This window comes from Micromonospora sp. WMMD882 (assembly GCF_027497255.1).
Taxonomy (GTDB): Bacteria; Actinomycetota; Actinomycetes; order Mycobacteriales; family Micromonosporaceae; genus Micromonospora.
In genome coordinates this window covers 6,106,842-6,121,332 of record NZ_CP114903.1, presented here as the reverse complement: position 1 = coordinate 6,121,332, position 14,491 = coordinate 6,106,842, and the positions used below count along the sequence as shown (strand labels likewise).

At 74.1% G+C, this 14,491-nt stretch carries 13 protein-coding genes; 5 read left to right on the top strand and 8 right to left on the bottom strand.

The window, feature by feature from the left end; all coding sequences use genetic code 11:
• Positions 1-277 precede the first annotated feature (277 nt).
• A complete protein-coding gene (locus O7606_RS26475) occupies positions 278-412 on the bottom strand; it encodes a hypothetical protein (protein WP_281596703.1) in 135 nt (44 codons plus the stop codon).
• A 33-nt stretch (positions 413-445) separates the two neighbouring features.
• The gene (locus O7606_RS26470; protein ID WP_281596702.1) at positions 446-826 is read right to left on the bottom strand and encodes a hypothetical protein; all 381 of its coding nucleotides are present in this window, start codon (positions 824-826) and stop codon (positions 446-448) included.
• Here O7606_RS26470 and O7606_RS26465 point away from each other — a divergent pair.
• Together O7606_RS26465 and O7606_RS26460 are read left to right on the top strand one after the other, a co-directional pair.
• Positions 813-1,346: a hypothetical protein gene (locus tag O7606_RS26465; RefSeq protein WP_281596701.1), complete on the top strand. Its 534-nt coding sequence runs from the start codon at positions 813-815 to the stop codon at positions 1,344-1,346. The two genes, O7606_RS26470 and O7606_RS26465, sit on opposite strands and share 14 nt — an antisense overlap.
• Before the next feature lie 71 nt (positions 1,347-1,417).
• Positions 1,418-2,893 (top strand): cryptochrome/photolyase family protein, encoded by a 1,476-nt coding sequence (locus tag O7606_RS26460; protein ID WP_281596700.1) that lies wholly within the window; start codon positions 1,418-1,420, stop codon positions 2,891-2,893.
• 57 nt (positions 2,894-2,950) lie between these two features.
• Here the strand turns inward: O7606_RS26460 and O7606_RS26455 are convergent, their stop codons facing one another.
• The 3 genes from O7606_RS26455 to O7606_RS26445 form a co-directional block, all read right to left on the bottom strand.
• A complete protein-coding gene (locus O7606_RS26455; RefSeq protein ID WP_281596699.1) occupies positions 2,951-3,628 on the bottom strand; it encodes a lysophospholipid acyltransferase family protein in 678 nt (225 codons plus the stop codon).
• A 118-nt stretch (positions 3,629-3,746) separates the two neighbouring features.
• On the bottom strand, positions 3,747-6,920 hold the full coding sequence (gene ileS / locus O7606_RS26450) for an isoleucine--tRNA ligase (protein ID WP_281596698.1): 3,174 nt from the start codon (positions 6,918-6,920) through the stop codon (positions 3,747-3,749).
• Between the two features lie 528 nt (positions 6,921-7,448).
• A complete protein-coding gene (locus O7606_RS26445; protein WP_281596697.1) occupies positions 7,449-9,002 on the bottom strand; it encodes an alkaline phosphatase D family protein in 1,554 nt (517 codons plus the stop codon).
• Between the two features lie 248 nt (positions 9,003-9,250).
• Between O7606_RS26445 and O7606_RS26440 the strand changes: the two genes are divergently transcribed.
• Both O7606_RS26440 and sigJ read left to right on the top strand, forming a co-directional pair.
• The gene (locus O7606_RS26440) at positions 9,251-9,691 is read left to right on the top strand and encodes a carboxymuconolactone decarboxylase family protein (RefSeq protein ID WP_281596696.1); all 441 of its coding nucleotides are present in this window, start codon (positions 9,251-9,253) and stop codon (positions 9,689-9,691) included.
• Positions 9,688-10,662, top strand: coding sequence for an RNA polymerase sigma factor SigJ (gene sigJ, locus O7606_RS26435; RefSeq protein WP_281596695.1), 975 nt, complete (start codon positions 9,688-9,690; stop codon positions 10,660-10,662). The genes O7606_RS26440 and sigJ overlap by 4 nt, the downstream gene beginning before the upstream one ends.
• A 37-nt stretch (positions 10,663-10,699) precedes the next feature.
• Here the strand turns inward: sigJ and ndk are convergent, their stop codons facing one another.
• Complete coding sequence (ndk, locus tag O7606_RS26430) at positions 10,700-11,125, bottom strand: nucleoside-diphosphate kinase (protein WP_281596694.1); 426 nt, start codon at positions 11,123-11,125, stop codon at positions 10,700-10,702.
• Positions 11,126-11,268: 143 nt separating this feature from the next.
• On the opposite strand from ndk, the gene O7606_RS26425 reads away from it, so the two are divergent.
• On the top strand, positions 11,269-12,843 hold the full coding sequence (locus tag O7606_RS26425; RefSeq protein ID WP_281596693.1) for a VOC family protein: 1,575 nt from the start codon (positions 11,269-11,271) through the stop codon (positions 12,841-12,843).
• Positions 12,844-12,856: 13 nt separating this feature from the next.
• Here the strand turns inward: O7606_RS26425 and O7606_RS26420 are convergent, their stop codons facing one another.
• Together O7606_RS26420 and O7606_RS26415 are read right to left on the bottom strand one after the other, a co-directional pair.
• Positions 12,857-13,222, bottom strand: coding sequence for a DUF4233 domain-containing protein (locus O7606_RS26420; RefSeq protein WP_281596692.1), 366 nt, complete (start codon positions 13,220-13,222; stop codon positions 12,857-12,859).
• Positions 13,219-14,490, bottom strand: a complete 1,272-nt coding sequence (locus tag O7606_RS26415) for a folylpolyglutamate synthase/dihydrofolate synthase family protein (protein WP_281599892.1) — start codon at positions 14,488-14,490, stop codon at positions 13,219-13,221. The genes O7606_RS26420 and O7606_RS26415 overlap by 4 nt, the downstream gene beginning before the upstream one ends.
• Position 14,491 lies beyond the last annotated feature (1 nt).

Sequence of the window (14,491 nt, the reverse complement as noted above, 5' to 3'; positions counted from 1 at the left end):
GGCCCGTGGACGGGGCCGCCGAGCCCGGCCGGACCGGACCGGACCGCACCCGGATCGACCCGGGCGCGGGCCGGACGGACGAGCCGGCCGACTTCACGCCCACGCCCCGGTGGAGCGGTTCCGCCGCGGTGCCGCCGCCCCGCCCGAAGAAGCGCGGTTGGGGGCACTCGGCCGAGCCGACCCCGCTGCCGCCGACGCCGGCCGGTCCGCCCGAGAGCCAGCCGCCGGTGGACCCGTGGGCCGGCGCCGACACCGGTAGCTGGCACCTGGACGCGGGCTACGAGCCGTTGCCGCCGACCCGCACGTACCCGGCCACGCCCGAGCCTGCGGACTGGTCCACCCCGCCGCCGGCCCCCTCGTCGCCGGCCTGGTCGGAGCCGTCCTCCCCGGCCTGGTCGGAGCCGTCGGCCACGCCGCAGCCGCCGCCGGCGACGCCGGTCTCCGCTCAGCCGGCGACGCCACTGCCCCACTCCGGTCCGCCGTCGGCCGCGCCGGTCTCGCCGCCGTCGTTCCCGCCGCCGGTCTCCTCACCGTCGGGACACCCGCCGGTCTCCTCGCCGCCCGGGTACCCGCCGCAGGCCCGGCCGGTCTCGACACCGCCACCGGCGCGGCCGGCCCCCCCGCCGCCGTCGTTCGCGGCGCCTCCTCCTCCGCCGCCACCGCCGGCCCGGCCGGTCTCGCCCCCACCACCGGTCGCCGTGCCGGCGCAACGGCGCAACCCGGCCCCGCCGCCGGTGGCCGCGCCGCACCGGCCGACGTCCCCGGGGCCCGCCCCGACGTCGCCGCGCCGGAAGCGCCGCTGGCCGTCGCGCATGCTGATGGTCACCCTGCTCTCCATCGCCTGCTGCTGCGGCTGCCCGGCGTACTTCGGCAAGCCGATGTGGGAGCAGTACCCGGCCACCGCGAGCCTGCCCGCGCAGGTCGCCGACCTGAGCCTGCGCACCGACGCGCGCAGCGAGAACACCATCCGGGAGCTACGGACGGACGTGCAGAACGCCCACCTGCTCGCCGACGACACGTTCGCCGGGGTGTACGCCACCCGGCAGGGCAAGACGGCCACCGTCTTCGGCACCACCGGGTTCCACCTGACCCCGGAGTCCGACGCCGAGGACGAGCTGACCCGGCTGACGTCGAAGTACGACCTGGGTGAGCAGCAGGTGGTCGAGACGGACGTACGCGGTGAGCACCAGCGCTGCGCGGTCGGCCGCTCCGACGGGGTGGACGTGGTGGTCTGCACCTGGGCCGACCACGGCAGCCTGGCCAGCGGCGTGTTCACCCGGCTCTCGCTGGCCGACAGCGCCACCCTGCTCGGCACCCTACGGAAGCACATCGTCAGCCGGGACTGACCCCGACCGGGACCCGGGTCGTCCTCCACGTTCCGCCGGCACGGAACCGGCCGGGCGGGCACAATCGGGACATGACCCGCCGGTGGCTCTTCGCCGACCAGCTCGGGCCGCACTTCCTCGACGACCGGCGGCAGCCGGTGCTGCTGATCGAGGCGAAGGCGGTCTTCCGGCGGCGCGTGTTCCACCGGCAGAAGGCGCACCTGGTGCTCTCCGCGCTGCGGCACCGTGCCGCCGAACTCGGCGACCAGGCCCGACTGCTACGCGCCGAGACGTACGCCGAGGCGCTGCGCAGGCTCGGCGAGCCGGTGGAGGTGGCGCATCCCACCTCCCGTCGGGCGCTGGCCCTGGTCCGCCGGCTGGACGGGGTGACGGTGCTGCCGCCGAAGGGCTTCGTGACCAGCCTGGCGGACTTCGCGCAGTGGGCGGACGGCCGTCGCGGCGCGCTGCGGATGGAGGCGTTCTACCGGTTCGCCCGCCAGCGGCACGGGGTGCTCGTCGAGGGCGCCGAGCCGGTCGGCGGGCGGTGGAGCCTGGACACCGACAACCGGCAGTCCCCGCCGAAGGGCGCGACCCGGTTGGACGTCCCGCCGCCGTCGATGCCGAAGGAGGACGACATCGACGCCGAGGTCCGGGCCGACCTGGACCGCTGGGAGAAGAAGGACGGCATCCGGTTCGTCGGCCGGGACGGTCCGCGCCGTTTCCCGGCGACGACGAGGGAGGCGAGGGCCCGGCTCCGGCACTTCCTGCGACACCGGCTGCCGACGTTCGGCCCGTACGAGGACGCGATGCTCGCCGCCGACCCGTGGATGGCGCACAGCCTGCTCTCCTCCTCGTTCAATCTGGGTCTGCTCGATCCGATGGAGGCGATCCGGGGCGCGGAACGGGCCTACCAGCGGGGTCAGGCGCCGCTGGCCAGCGTGGAGGGGTTCGTCCGGCAACTCCTCGGCTGGCGCGACTTCGTCTGGCACCTGTACTGGCACTTCGATCCGTCCTGGCGGCGGCGTAACGAGCTGGCGGCCCGCCGCCCGGTGCCGGCCTGGTTCCGTGAGCTGGACGCCGACGCGGTGACCGCCCGTTGTCTGGCCGATGTGCTGGCCGGGGTACGCGACCACGGCTGGGCGCACCACATCCCCCGGCTGATGGTGCTCGGCAACTACGCCCTGCAACGGGGCTGGCGGCCGGCGGAGCTGGTGGACTGGTTCCACCAGAGTTTCGTCGACGGCTACGACTGGGTGATGACCGCCAACGTGATCGGCATGAGCCAGTACGCCGACCTGGGTCGGATGACCACGAAACCGTACGTTTCCGGTGGCGCGTACGTGAACCGGATGAGCGACTACTGCGGTGGCTGCGCGTACGACCCGAAGCAGCGTCTCGGCGAGCGCGCCTGCCCGTTCACCGCGGGTTACTGGTCGTTCCTGGCCCGCAACCGGGACCGCATCCCCGGCAACGCCCGGATGGCCCGGACGATGGCGCAGCTCGACCGGCTGGCCGACGTGGACGCCGTCCGGGCCCAGGAGTCCCGCCGCGGCGACACCGCCCCCTGACACCGCACCGCCCACGACCGGCACCAGCCGCGACGCCGACGGGCGCGCGCGGCGCGGTCAGCCGGTGGGCTGGTCGCGGGGCGGCGCGTAGCGGGGGACGTACTCCTGGCCGGTGAGCCTCTGGATCTCGGCCATCAGCTCGTCGGTCATGGTCCGCAGCGAGGTGCGGTCGTCGGGGCGGCCGGTGAAGTCGAGCGGCTTACCGAACCGGACGGTGATCCGGCCGGCGCCGAGCTTCGGCATCCGGGCCCCGATCGGCTGCACCTTCTCGGTGCCGATCATGCCGACCGGGACGATCGGCACGCCCGCCAGGACGGCCAGCCGGGCCGCGCCGGTGCGTCCCCGGTACAACCGGCCGTCCGGGGACCGGGTGCCCTCCGGGTAGACGACGACCAGGTCGCCGCCGCGCAGCGCGGGGATCGCCGCGTCGAACGCGGACAGCGCCGCCCGTCCGCCGGCCCGTTCCACCGGGATCGCGCCCAGCCCGGTGAGCACCGACCTGGTCAGCCGGCCCCGCAGGTGGGTGCCCTTGAAGTACTCCGACTTGGCCCAGAAGGCGAGGTGCCGGGGCACCGTCGCGCCCAGGAACAGCTCGTCGGCGACGGAGAGGTGGTTGCCGGCGAGGATCGCGCCGCCGCGCTCCGGCACGTGCTCCAGCCCCTCCACGGTCGGGCGCCACCCCAACCGCAGCAGGGTGCCCACGGTGTACTGGCCGATGGTGTAGAGCAGGGGCACTGGTCCTCCGGCGGTCGTGCGATTGCGGCGGTGTCACGTTAGCCGACGGCCGCCAGCGCGACGGACAGCGGGCGTCCGGCCCACGGCGGTGGTCGACCACCGCCGTGGGCCGGCCGGATCAGACCCGGTGGACCGTGACGGCCACCTGCTCGCCGTCGCCGACCTCGCCGCTGAACCCGTCGAGCCGCTCGGCGAAGTCCACCGCGTCGGCCAGCACCTCACGGGCCACGAAGTCCCGGTACGCCGACACCGCCGACCGGACCTCCGCCGAGGCGGCCAGGGCCACCGTGATCCGGTCCGAGACGGCCAGGTCGGCGTCCCGGCGGGCCTGCTGCACCACCCGGACGACGTCCCGGGCCAGCCCTTCGGCGGCCAGCTCCGGGGTGACCTCGGTGTCCAGCACCACCACGCCCTCACCGCCGGGCAGCGGCGCGGAGTGCCCGGCGTCGGCGGCGACCAGGCGCAGCTCGTACTCGCCGTCGGCGAGGGTGACCCCGGCGGCGACCGGGGCGCCGTCGACCAGCTCCCAGTCGCCGGCCTTGACCGCCCTGATCACCTGCTGCACCTGCTTGCCGACCCGGGGTCCGAGCGCCCGGGGCACCACGGTCAGCACCTGCTGGCAGTAGCTGGCGACCTCGTCGGTGAACTCCACCGCCTTGACGTTGACCTCGTCGGCGACCAGGTCACCGAAGGGGCGCAGCGCGAGGGCCGACGGCGTGGCCACGGTGAGCCGGGCCAGCGGCAGCCGGACCCGCAGCCCCTTGGCCTTGCGCAGCGACAGCGCCGCCGAGCAGACGTCCCGGGTGGCGTCCATCGCGGCGACGAGGTCGTGGTCGGCGGGGAACTCGTCGGCCGACGGCCAGTCGGTCAGGTGCACCGACCGCTCGCCGGTCAGCCCGCGCCAGATCTCGTCGGCGGTCAGCGGCGCCAGCGGCGCCACCACCCGGCAGAGCGTCTCCAGCACCGTCCACAGGGTGTCGAACGCGTCCGGGTCACCGGACCAGAACCGGTCCCGCGACCGGCGCACGTACCAGTTGGTCAACGCGTCCAGGTACGACCGCACGGTGGCGCAGGCCCCCGAGATGTCGTACGCGTCCATCTGCGCCCCGACCGTGGCGACCAGCTCGTTCGTCTTCGCCAGCACGTACCGGTCGAGCAGGTTGCCGGCGGCTTCGCCGCCACCGGCCGGCGCGGCGTCGGTCTTGCGCTTCGCCCGGTACCCGTCGGCGTTGGCGTAGAGCGAGAAGAAGTACCAGACGTTCCACAGCGGCAGCAGCACCTGCCGGACGGCGTCCCGGATGCTCGACTCGGTCACCGCCATGTCCCCGCCGCGCAGCACCGGCGAGGACATCAGCATCCAGCGCATCGCGTCCGAGCCGTACGTGTCGAAGACGTGGTAGACGTCCGGGTAGTTGCGCAGGCTCTTGGACATCTTGCGCCCGTCCGAGCCGAGCAGGATGCCGTGGCTGAGGCAGTTGCGGAACGCCGGCCGGTCGAACAGCGCGGTGGCCAGCACGTGCATGGTGTAGAACCAGCCGCGGGTCTGGCCGATGTACTCGACGATGAAGTCGCCCGGGTAGTGGTGCTCGAACCAGTCGCGGTTCTCGAACGGGTAGTGCACCTGGGCGAACGGCATCGAGCCGGACTCGAACCAGCAGTCCAGCACCTCCGGCACCCGGCGCATGGTGGAGCGCCCGGTCGGGTCGTCCGGATTGGGTCGGGTCAGCTCGTCCACCGCCGGCCGGTGCAGGTCGGTCAGGCGTACGCCGAAGTCCCGCTCGATCTCGTCGAGCGAGCCGTACACGTCGACCCGCGGGTACGTGGGGTCGTCGGAGCGCCACACCGGGATCGGCGAGCCCCAGAACCGGTTCCGGCTGATCGACCAGTCCCGGGCGTTGGCCAGCCACTTGCCGAACGAGCCGTCTTTGATGTGCCCCGGGGTCCAGTTGATCTGCTGGTTCAGCTCGACCATCCGGTCCTTGAAGCGGGTCACCGCGACGAACCACGACGACACCGCCTTGTAGACCAGCGGGGTGTCGCAGCGCCAGCAGTGCGGGTACGCGTGGGTGTAGGTGTCCTGCCGCAGCACCACCCCCCGTTCCTTCAGCTCCCGGATCACCGGCTTGTTCACGTCGAAGACCTGCTCACCCTGGTACGGCGGCACCAGCGCGGTGAACCGGGTGTGGTCGTCGACCGTCACGACGGTCGGGATGCCGGCCGCGTTGCAGGCGTTCTGGTCGTCCTCGCCGAACGCCGGGGCCAGGTGCACGATGCCGGTGCCGTCCTCGGTGGTGACGAACTCCGCGCCGAGCACCTGGTACGCGTTCGGCCCGGCCTGCTCGGCGAGGAAGTCGTACAGCGGCGTGTAGCGGCGGCCGACCAGGTCCCGGCCGTGCACGGTGCCGACCCGCTCGTACCCCTCCAGCTCCTTGGCGTACGCGCCGAGCCGGGCCGCGCCGACCACGTACCGCTGGCCGTCGCGGTCCAGGACCGCGTACTCGATGTCCGGGCCGACGGCGAGCGCCAGGTTCGACGGCAGCGTCCACGGCGTGGTGGTCCAGACGCCCAGCCGGACCGGCCCGCGTACCGGCTCCGGCGCGCTCTCGTCGGCGGTCAGCCCGAACCAGACGGTCAGCGTCGGGTCGTGCCGGTCCCGGTAGACGTCGTCCATCCGGGTCTCGGTGTTCGACAGCGGCGTCTCGCACCGCCAGCAGTACGCCAGCACCCGGAAGCCCTCGTAGACCAGGCCCTTGTCGTGCAGGGTCTTGAAGGCCCACATGACGGATTCCATGTAGTCCAGGTCGAGGGTCTTGTAGTCGTTGGCGAAGTCGACCCAGCGGGCCTGCCGGGTGACGTACCGCTCCCAGTCGTGGGTGAACTCCAGCACCGACGTGCGGCACGCCTCGTTGAACCGGGCCACCCCGAGGTCGAGGATCTCCGCCTTGCTGGTGATGCCGAGCTGCTTCTCGGCGACCACCTCGGCGGGCAGGCCGTGGCAGTCCCAGCCGAAGCGCCGCTCCACCCGCCGGCCGCGCATGGTCTGGTAGCGCGGCACCACGTCCTTGACGTACCCGGTGAACAGGTGGCCGTAGTGGGGCAGGCCGTTGGCGAACGGCGGACCGTCGTAGAAGACGTACTCGTTCCTGCCGTCGTCGCCGGCCGGGCGGGCCTCGACGCTGGCCTCGAAGGTCTTGTCGGCCGTCCAGTGCTCCAGGACCCCACGCTCGACCGCGGGCAGGTCCGGGCTCGCCGGGACACCGGTGCCGGTCGGGTGGTGCAACGGATAGGCCATCGGGGGTCGCTCTCCTCGCGCAGCTCACGCCTGTCGTGTGGTCTGCGAGGACGAACCCGTCTCCGGTACGCCGGAAGGCGTGCCGGGCCGGGCCCGCGGTACCACCCCGCTTGGCGGTCAGGTGCGACCGCCCGCTCGTTGGCCGGCTGTGACGGGCCGGACCCGTCCGGTTCTACTCGGGCGCGGGGCCCTTTCTTCCGGAGGCTCACCGGTGATGGCCGGGTCGTCGCCTTTCGACGCCCAGGTTACCCGACCCCCGACGACGACCGCCGCCCGGTTTCCCGGCCCCCCATCCGAAACCCCCACCACCCCCACCACCCGCCTCGCCCCTCGCACCCACACACAACCCACCAGACGCTTTGCTCTGCACCCGTCGACGCGCCGCTCACCGAGCGTGACCGGCGCGGCCGTGGGTGCAGAGCAAAGCCTGCGGGGCGGAGTACCGTGCCCCGCCGTCTGGTCACCGAACGTGGTGGTTGGGGGTCAGGTCGGGTCGGCGTCTGCGCCGGCGGGCCGGGTTCGACCGGGTCAGCGGGGCGCCGGCAGGGTGGTGGTCCAGAGCGGCACGCCGTCGCGGTCGCGCAGGCGTACGGTGAACGCGCCCGACGCGCCGTCGATGCTCACCTCGCCGAAGTGCTGGAAACCCTCGGCCGGGGAGGTGTTCGCGCGCGGCGGGGCGTTGACGAAGACCGCCTTCGGGCCGAACGTGCCGTCCAGGGCGTTCGGGCCGAACGCGCCGGCGTGCGCCGGCCCGGAGACGAACTCCCAGAACGGGGTGAAGTCCCCCACCGCCGCCCGGGCCGGGTCGTAGTGGTGCGCCGCCGTGTAGTGCACGTCGGCGGTGAGGAACACCAGCCCGGTCACCTCGGCCCGGTGCGTCGCCCGCAGCACCTCGGCGAACTCCAGCTCCCGACCGGCGGGCGCGCCCGGGTCGCCCTGCGCGACGCCCTCCTGCGCGGCCGGACCGTCCGGCACCACCACGCCGATCGGCAGGTCGTTGGCGATCACCTTCCAGGTCGCCCGGGACCGCTTCAGCTCCCGGATCAGCCACTCGCGCTGCTCCCGGCCGAGCAGGCCACGCCGCGGGTCGGCGTAGGTGTTGCCGTCGTTCGGGTCCTTGTGGGTCCGCATGTCCAGCACGAAGACGTCCAGCAGCGGCCCGTACGACAGCTTCCGGTACAGCGGCCCGTCCGACACCGGCAGCCACTCGCCGAACGCCTGGCGGGCCCGCGCGGCCAGCACGTCCACCCGCTTCTCGGTGTACCGGTCGTCGGCGAGGATCTCCCCCGGGTACCAGTTGTTCGTCACCTCGTGGTCGTCCCACTGGTTGATCTGCGGCACCTCGGCCACGAACGCGCGCAGGTGCGTGTCGAGCAGGTTGTACGCGAACTGCCCCCGGTACTCGGTGAGGGTCTCGGCGACCTTCGCCTTCTCCGGCGTGACCAGGTTGCGCCAGATCCGGCCGTCCGGCAGCGGCACGGTCTCGGCGAGCGGCCCGTCGGCGTACACGGTGTCGCCGCTGCACAGGAAGAAGTCCGGGCGGACGGCGCGCATCGCCTCGAAGATCCGCATCCCGCCGAAGTCGGGGGCGATCCCCCAGCCCTGCCCGGCGATGTCCCCGGTCCAGACGAACCGGACGTCACGGCGGTCCCGTCGACCGGGCACGGTGGCGAACGAGCCGGACAGCGGCTCGCTGCGCGCCCCGTGCCGGTCCAGGCTCTCCACCGACACCCGGTAGTGCAGCCGTTCGCCCGCCGGCAGGCCGCGTAGCCGGACCCGGCCGGTGAAGTCGCCGGCCGGGTCGAGCACCGGGCCGCGTACCAGCCGCGCGCCCCGCAGGTCGGGCCGGTGGCTCACCTCCACCCACATCCGGCCCGGCCGGTCCGCGCGGGTCCACACCAGCGCGGACCCGGCGGTGACGTCGCCGCTCTGCACACCGTGGGTGAGCACCGGGCGGCCGGTGGGCCGCCAGGCCGGCGCGCCGGCGACCGGCCCGGCGCCGCCCAGCAAGGTGCCGCCGGCCAGCCCCGCCCCGGTCGCCAGGCCGGCGCGCAGCAGGGTACGTCGGTCGAGAGAAGTCATCTGTCCCCTCCAGGGAAGTTGGTCACCAGTGGTGTACCGGCCCCAGATGAGGCCCGACCGCAAGCCCGGTGACCAGCGGGGGAAGCCCGGGCGACCAGTGGACGACCCGGACCGGGCCGCAAGCCCGGGAAGGCCGGTTGTGGCGGACGCCACACCGCAGGTCGTCACGTCCGTCCCCACGGACGCGTCGTCGTGACGCGGACCCGTGACGCGGACCCGTGACCGAGGAAAGATTGAGGGAGGACACGATGAGCCGGATCGACCTGACCACGGTGGCGCCGGAGGCCTACCGGGCGATGGCCGAGCTGGAGCGGTACGGTCGGGACAACGTCGACCACACGGTCCTGGAGCTGGTGAAGCTGCGCGCCTCGATACTGAACGGCTGCGCGTTCTGCGTCGACATGCACAGCCGCGACGCGCTCGCGGCCGGCGAGTCCACCCGGCGGCTGTTCGCCGTGGCGGCCTGGCGGGAGGCCCCCTTCTTCGACGAGCGGGAACGTGCCGCGCTCGCGCTCACCGACGCGCTGACCCGGCTCGGTGACCACGGCGTGCCGGACGACGTGTGGGTCGACGCGGCCCGGGTCTGGTCGGAGCGGGAGCTGGCCGACCTGACGGTCGCCATCGCCACCATCAACGTGTGGAACCGGATCGTGGCGGCCACCCGCCAGCAGCCGGTGGCCGACGAGTGACCACCGGCGGACCGGTGACCGCCGACGCGACGCGGGTGGGCGCGACCCCACCCGCGGGCCCGACCCCGGCGGCAGGCGGGGCGACGCGGGCCGCCGCCGACCTCGCCACGCACCGGCCGATGCTGCTCGGGCTGGCGTACCGGATGCTGGGCAGCCGGCACGACGCCGAGGACGTGCTCCAGGAGGCTTACCTGCGGTGGTCGGCCGTCGACCGGGCGGCCGTGGCGGAGCCACGCCGCTACCTGTCACGGGTGGTCACCAGGCTGGCCCTCGACCGGTTGCGCGCCCGGCGGGCGGCCCGGGAGACGTACGTCGGGCCGTGGCTGCCCGAGCCGGTGCCCACCGCGGGCGCCCCGTTCGGGCCGCTGGAGCAGGCGGAGCAGCGCGACTCGCTCTCGCTCGCGCTGCTGCACCTGCTGGAGCGGCTGACCCCGACCGAACGCGCGGTGTACGTCCTGCGTACCGCGTTCACGCTGCCGTACGCCGAGATCGCCGAGATCCTCGACCGGTCGGCGGAGAGCTGCCGCCAGGTGCACCACCGGGCGTCCCGGCAGGTCGCCGCCGACCGCGGCCGGTTCCGCGCCGACCCGCGGGAGCAGCGCCGACTGCTCGACGCGTTCCTCGCCGCCGCCCGCGACGGTGACCTGGGCCGGCTGGTCGACCTGGTGGCGGCCGACGCCACCACGTGGAGCGACGGCGGCGGGAAGGTCCGCGCGGCGCGGAACCCGATCCGCGGGGCGGCGCGGACCGCCCGGTTCTTCGTGGGCGTGCACGGGCCACACCGAGCGCCGGCCCGGATCACCCGGGTCGAGCTGAACGGCGGCCCCGGGCTGGTCGTCGACGCGCCCGGCGGGCGTCGGTACGCGGTGACCGTCGCCGCCGCGCACGGTCGGCTCACCGGGATCTACCTGGTCGCCAACCCCGCCAAGCTCACCTGGCTGGCGGGGGCGACGTGGCCGCCCGGCCCGTGATCCCGCCGCGTCCCCTGACCGGTCGGCGGGGCAACCGTCAGACCAGCTCGGGGAACCAGAGCGTGATCTCGCGCTTGGCGCTGTCGCCCGAGTCGGAGGCGTGCACCAGGTTCTCCCGGTTGGACAGGGAGAGGTCGCCCCGGATCGTGCCGGCGACGGCCCGCCGGCCGTCGGTCGCGCCGATCAGCCCGCGCACCACGTCGATCACCTGGTCGCCGGAGAGCACCAGGGCGACCAGCGGGCCGCCGGTCATGAAGTCCTTCAGCGGCGGGTAGAACGCCTTGTCGACGTGCTCGGCGTAGTGCTGGTCGGCAAGCGTCGCGTCCATCGTCCGGGACACCATCGCGTCGATCCGCAGGCCCTTGCGCTCGAAGCGGGAGAGGATCTCGCCGACCAGGCCCCGCCGGACCGCGTCCGGCTTGATCAGTACGAGCGTGCGCTCGTCCGGGCTGCTGCTGGACACGCTGGTTTCCTCCTGTGCGCGGAACGCGGGACTGCTCGGTACGGTCAGCGTAGCGACCCGGCCCCGGCCCCGGCGCGGCGGATGGACCTTCCGTCCACCGCGGATCCGGCCTAGCCTGGCCCTTGACCCCTGGGAGGTCCACAGTGGCGAATGGCGGAAACCGCGCGATCGCGCCGGCCCGGAAACTGCTCGCGGTGGTGCTGGGCACCGTGGCTGCCTTCGTGGTGTTGTTCGGGTTCGGCATGGGGAGCTGGTCGATCGTCGCGCTGGGCGTGGCGCTGGTGGCGCTGGCGGTGGCGCTGGCCACCTTCAAGACCGGCGGCCGGGCCTGGGTGGTCGGTGTCGGGCACGTGCACAGCGCCTCCGAGCCGCCCACCACGTACTCGTTCGGTCGCTGCGAGCTGCAGTTGCTGATCGACGCGCCGGGGCTGCCACCCCGGTCCAAGAAGATCATCGAGCCCCGGGTGCCGATCGCCAAGTGGCCCGCCATCGGGCAGGCGCTGCCGATCCGGGTGGCCCTCGACGACCAGCGCCGGATCCGGGTGCTGTGGGACGAGGTGCCCACCCACAGCGAGACGGCCGCGCTGGCCGACGACCTGCCGCCCGAGTACGCCGGGCCGGACCCGCTCGACGAGGTGCTGATCCAACAGGACGCCCCGCCGTGGGCCGACCGGGGGCCGGACGACGGCTACCCCGACGGCCCCGGGCCGGAGCCGCTCCTCGACGACCCCGACCGGCTTCCCGAGGACCGTGAGCCGGTGGTGGTCCACCAGCGCCCGGGTGGCCCGGTGGTGCTGGAGGGCACCCTGGTGGAGCCCGGCTCGGCGGCGCTTCCCCACCGCGCCGCCCCGGCGCCGCGCGCCCCCGCCGAGGAACGCTTCGACCCGCCGACGCACCCGGGCTTCGGTGACCCGTACGCCGGCCCGCCCGGTGACCCGTACGCCGGCCGTCCCGTGACGCCCTACCGGGACCCGTACGACGGGCCACCGGACGACCCGGACGGGGTCCGCCCGGCCAGCAGCCCGTACGGCGACCCGTACGGCGGCGCGCCCGACGACCCCGACGGGGTCCGCCCGACCGGCCCGTACCGCGACCCGTACGCGGGGCCGCCCGACGCCGCCGCCGACGCCGCCGACGCCGCCGACGCCGGCAACGCCGCGACGGACGAGGTCCCGCGCCCCCGGCCGGGTGACGCCCGGGACGACGCCCCCGAGGCCGTCGGTGAGCCGATCAGCGACCCGGTCGACGTCCCGCTGGACCCACCGGACGGCACCGCCGACCCCGACGACGGCCTGGACGAGGCGATCTTCGGCTACGACGCCGGGGCCGACGGGTCCGCCAGCCCGATCAGCGGCGTCGGGATCACCGTGCTGGTCACCGACCTGGACCGGTCGTTGGACTTCTACCGCGACGTCCTCGGCTTCGCGGAGGTCGACCGGGGCGTCGGCAACGCGGTACTCGCCTCCGGCAGCACCCGTCTGGTGTTGCGGGAGGTCAGCGAGGCCGCGCCGATCAGCCGCCGGCTGGTGCACGTCAACCTGGAGGTCGACGACATCCAGGCCGCGTACGAGCGGCTCCGCGACTCCGGGGTGCGGTTCACCTACGCCCCCCGGGTGGTGAACCGGGGCGCGAAGCTGGACGTCTGGGCCGCCGCCTTCCGCGACCCGGACGGCCACGGCATCGCCCTGACCCAGTGGCGGACCCGGGCCGACGCCTGAGGCCCGGCCCGCCTCAGCCCAGGATCACCCGGCGCACGTGCAGCGCGTACGCCCACACCGCGCCGAAGATCAGACCGAGCACCGCCAGGGAGAGGTGCAGCAACCCGCCGACCAGCAGCACGGCCTGGAGCAGGGTGCCGAGCTGCCACGCCCAGCGTCGCCCCATCATGCCGGCCAGCAGCACCGCCAGCACGGCCAGGGCGACGATGAGGCCGATCGCCGCGCCGCTCAGCTCCCCGCCGAGCACCCGGATCGGCTGGATGGCGAGCAGCAGCACCACCGCCTCCAGGATCAGCACCGCCGAGCCCAGCCCACGCGCCGCCCGTACCGGGTCACGCAGGCCGGAACGCCGCCCCGGCGGGCCCTGCCCGGCGCTCACCGCTTCAACAGCCGACGGGCGTCGGCCACCGTCACCACCGAGCCCGTGATCAGCACGCCCACCCCGCTCAGCTCCCCGGGCACGTCGGACTCGGCGAGCGTCACCGCCGCCTCGATGGCGTCCGGCATGTCCTCGGCGCTCTCCACCCGCTCGGGCCCGAACACCTCGGCGGCCACCGCGGCCAGCTCGGCCACCGGCATCGCCCGGGGCGAGCTGTTCCGGGTCACCACCACCTGGTCGACGACCGGCTCCAGCAGCTCCAGCAGGCTGGTCGCGTCCTTGTCGGCGAGGACCGCGAGCACCACGACGAGCTTGCTGAACGCGAACTCCTCCTGCAACGCGTTGACGGTCGCCGCCATCCCGTGCGGGTTGTGCGCGCCGTCGAGCAGCACCGTCGGGGCCGTCCGGACCCGTTCCAGCCGGCCCGGTGAGCTGGCCGTGGCGAAGCCCTCCCGGACGGTCTCCACGTCGAGCTGCCGTTTCGCGCCCGCCCCGAGGAACGCCTCCACCGCGGCGAGCGCCACCGCGGCGTTCTGCGCCTGGTGCGCCCCGTGCAGCGGCACGAACACCTCCTCGTACACCCCGCCGAGGCCCTGCAACGTGAGCACCTGCCCGCCGACGGCGACCGACCGGCGCAGCACGCCGAACTCGGCGCCCTCCCGCGCGATGGTCGCGCCCACCTCGGCGCAGCGTTCCAGGACCGGCCGGGCGGCGTCGTCCTCCTGGGCGGCGGAGATCACCGTCGCGCCCTTGTGGATGATGCCCGCCTTGGCCAGGGCGATGTCCTCGATCCGGTCGCCGAGCCACTCGGTGTGGTCCAGCCCGATCGGGGTCAGCACGCACACCCCGGCCTGGAGGACGTTGGTGGCGTCGTCCACCCCGCCCAGGCCGACCTCGACCACCGCGACGTCGACCGGCGCGTCGGCGAACGTGGCGAACGCCAACGCGGTCGTCATGTCGAAGTAGGTGAGCGGCTCGGCGGACCGCTGGTCGACCAGCCCGGCCAGCGGAGCCACCTCCCGGTACGTGGCCACGAAGCGTTCCTCGCCCACCGGTTCCCCGTCCAGGCTGATCCGCTCCCGGACGGTCTCCAGGTGCGGGCTGGTGTAGCGCCCGGTGTGCAACCCGAACGCCCGCAGCAGCGAGTCGATCATCCGGGCCGTCGAGGTCTTGCCGTTCGTGCCGGTCAGGTGGATCGACGGGTACGCCCGTTGCGGGCTGCCGAGCAGGTCGAGCAGCGTCTCGATCCGGTCGAGCTCGAAGACCATC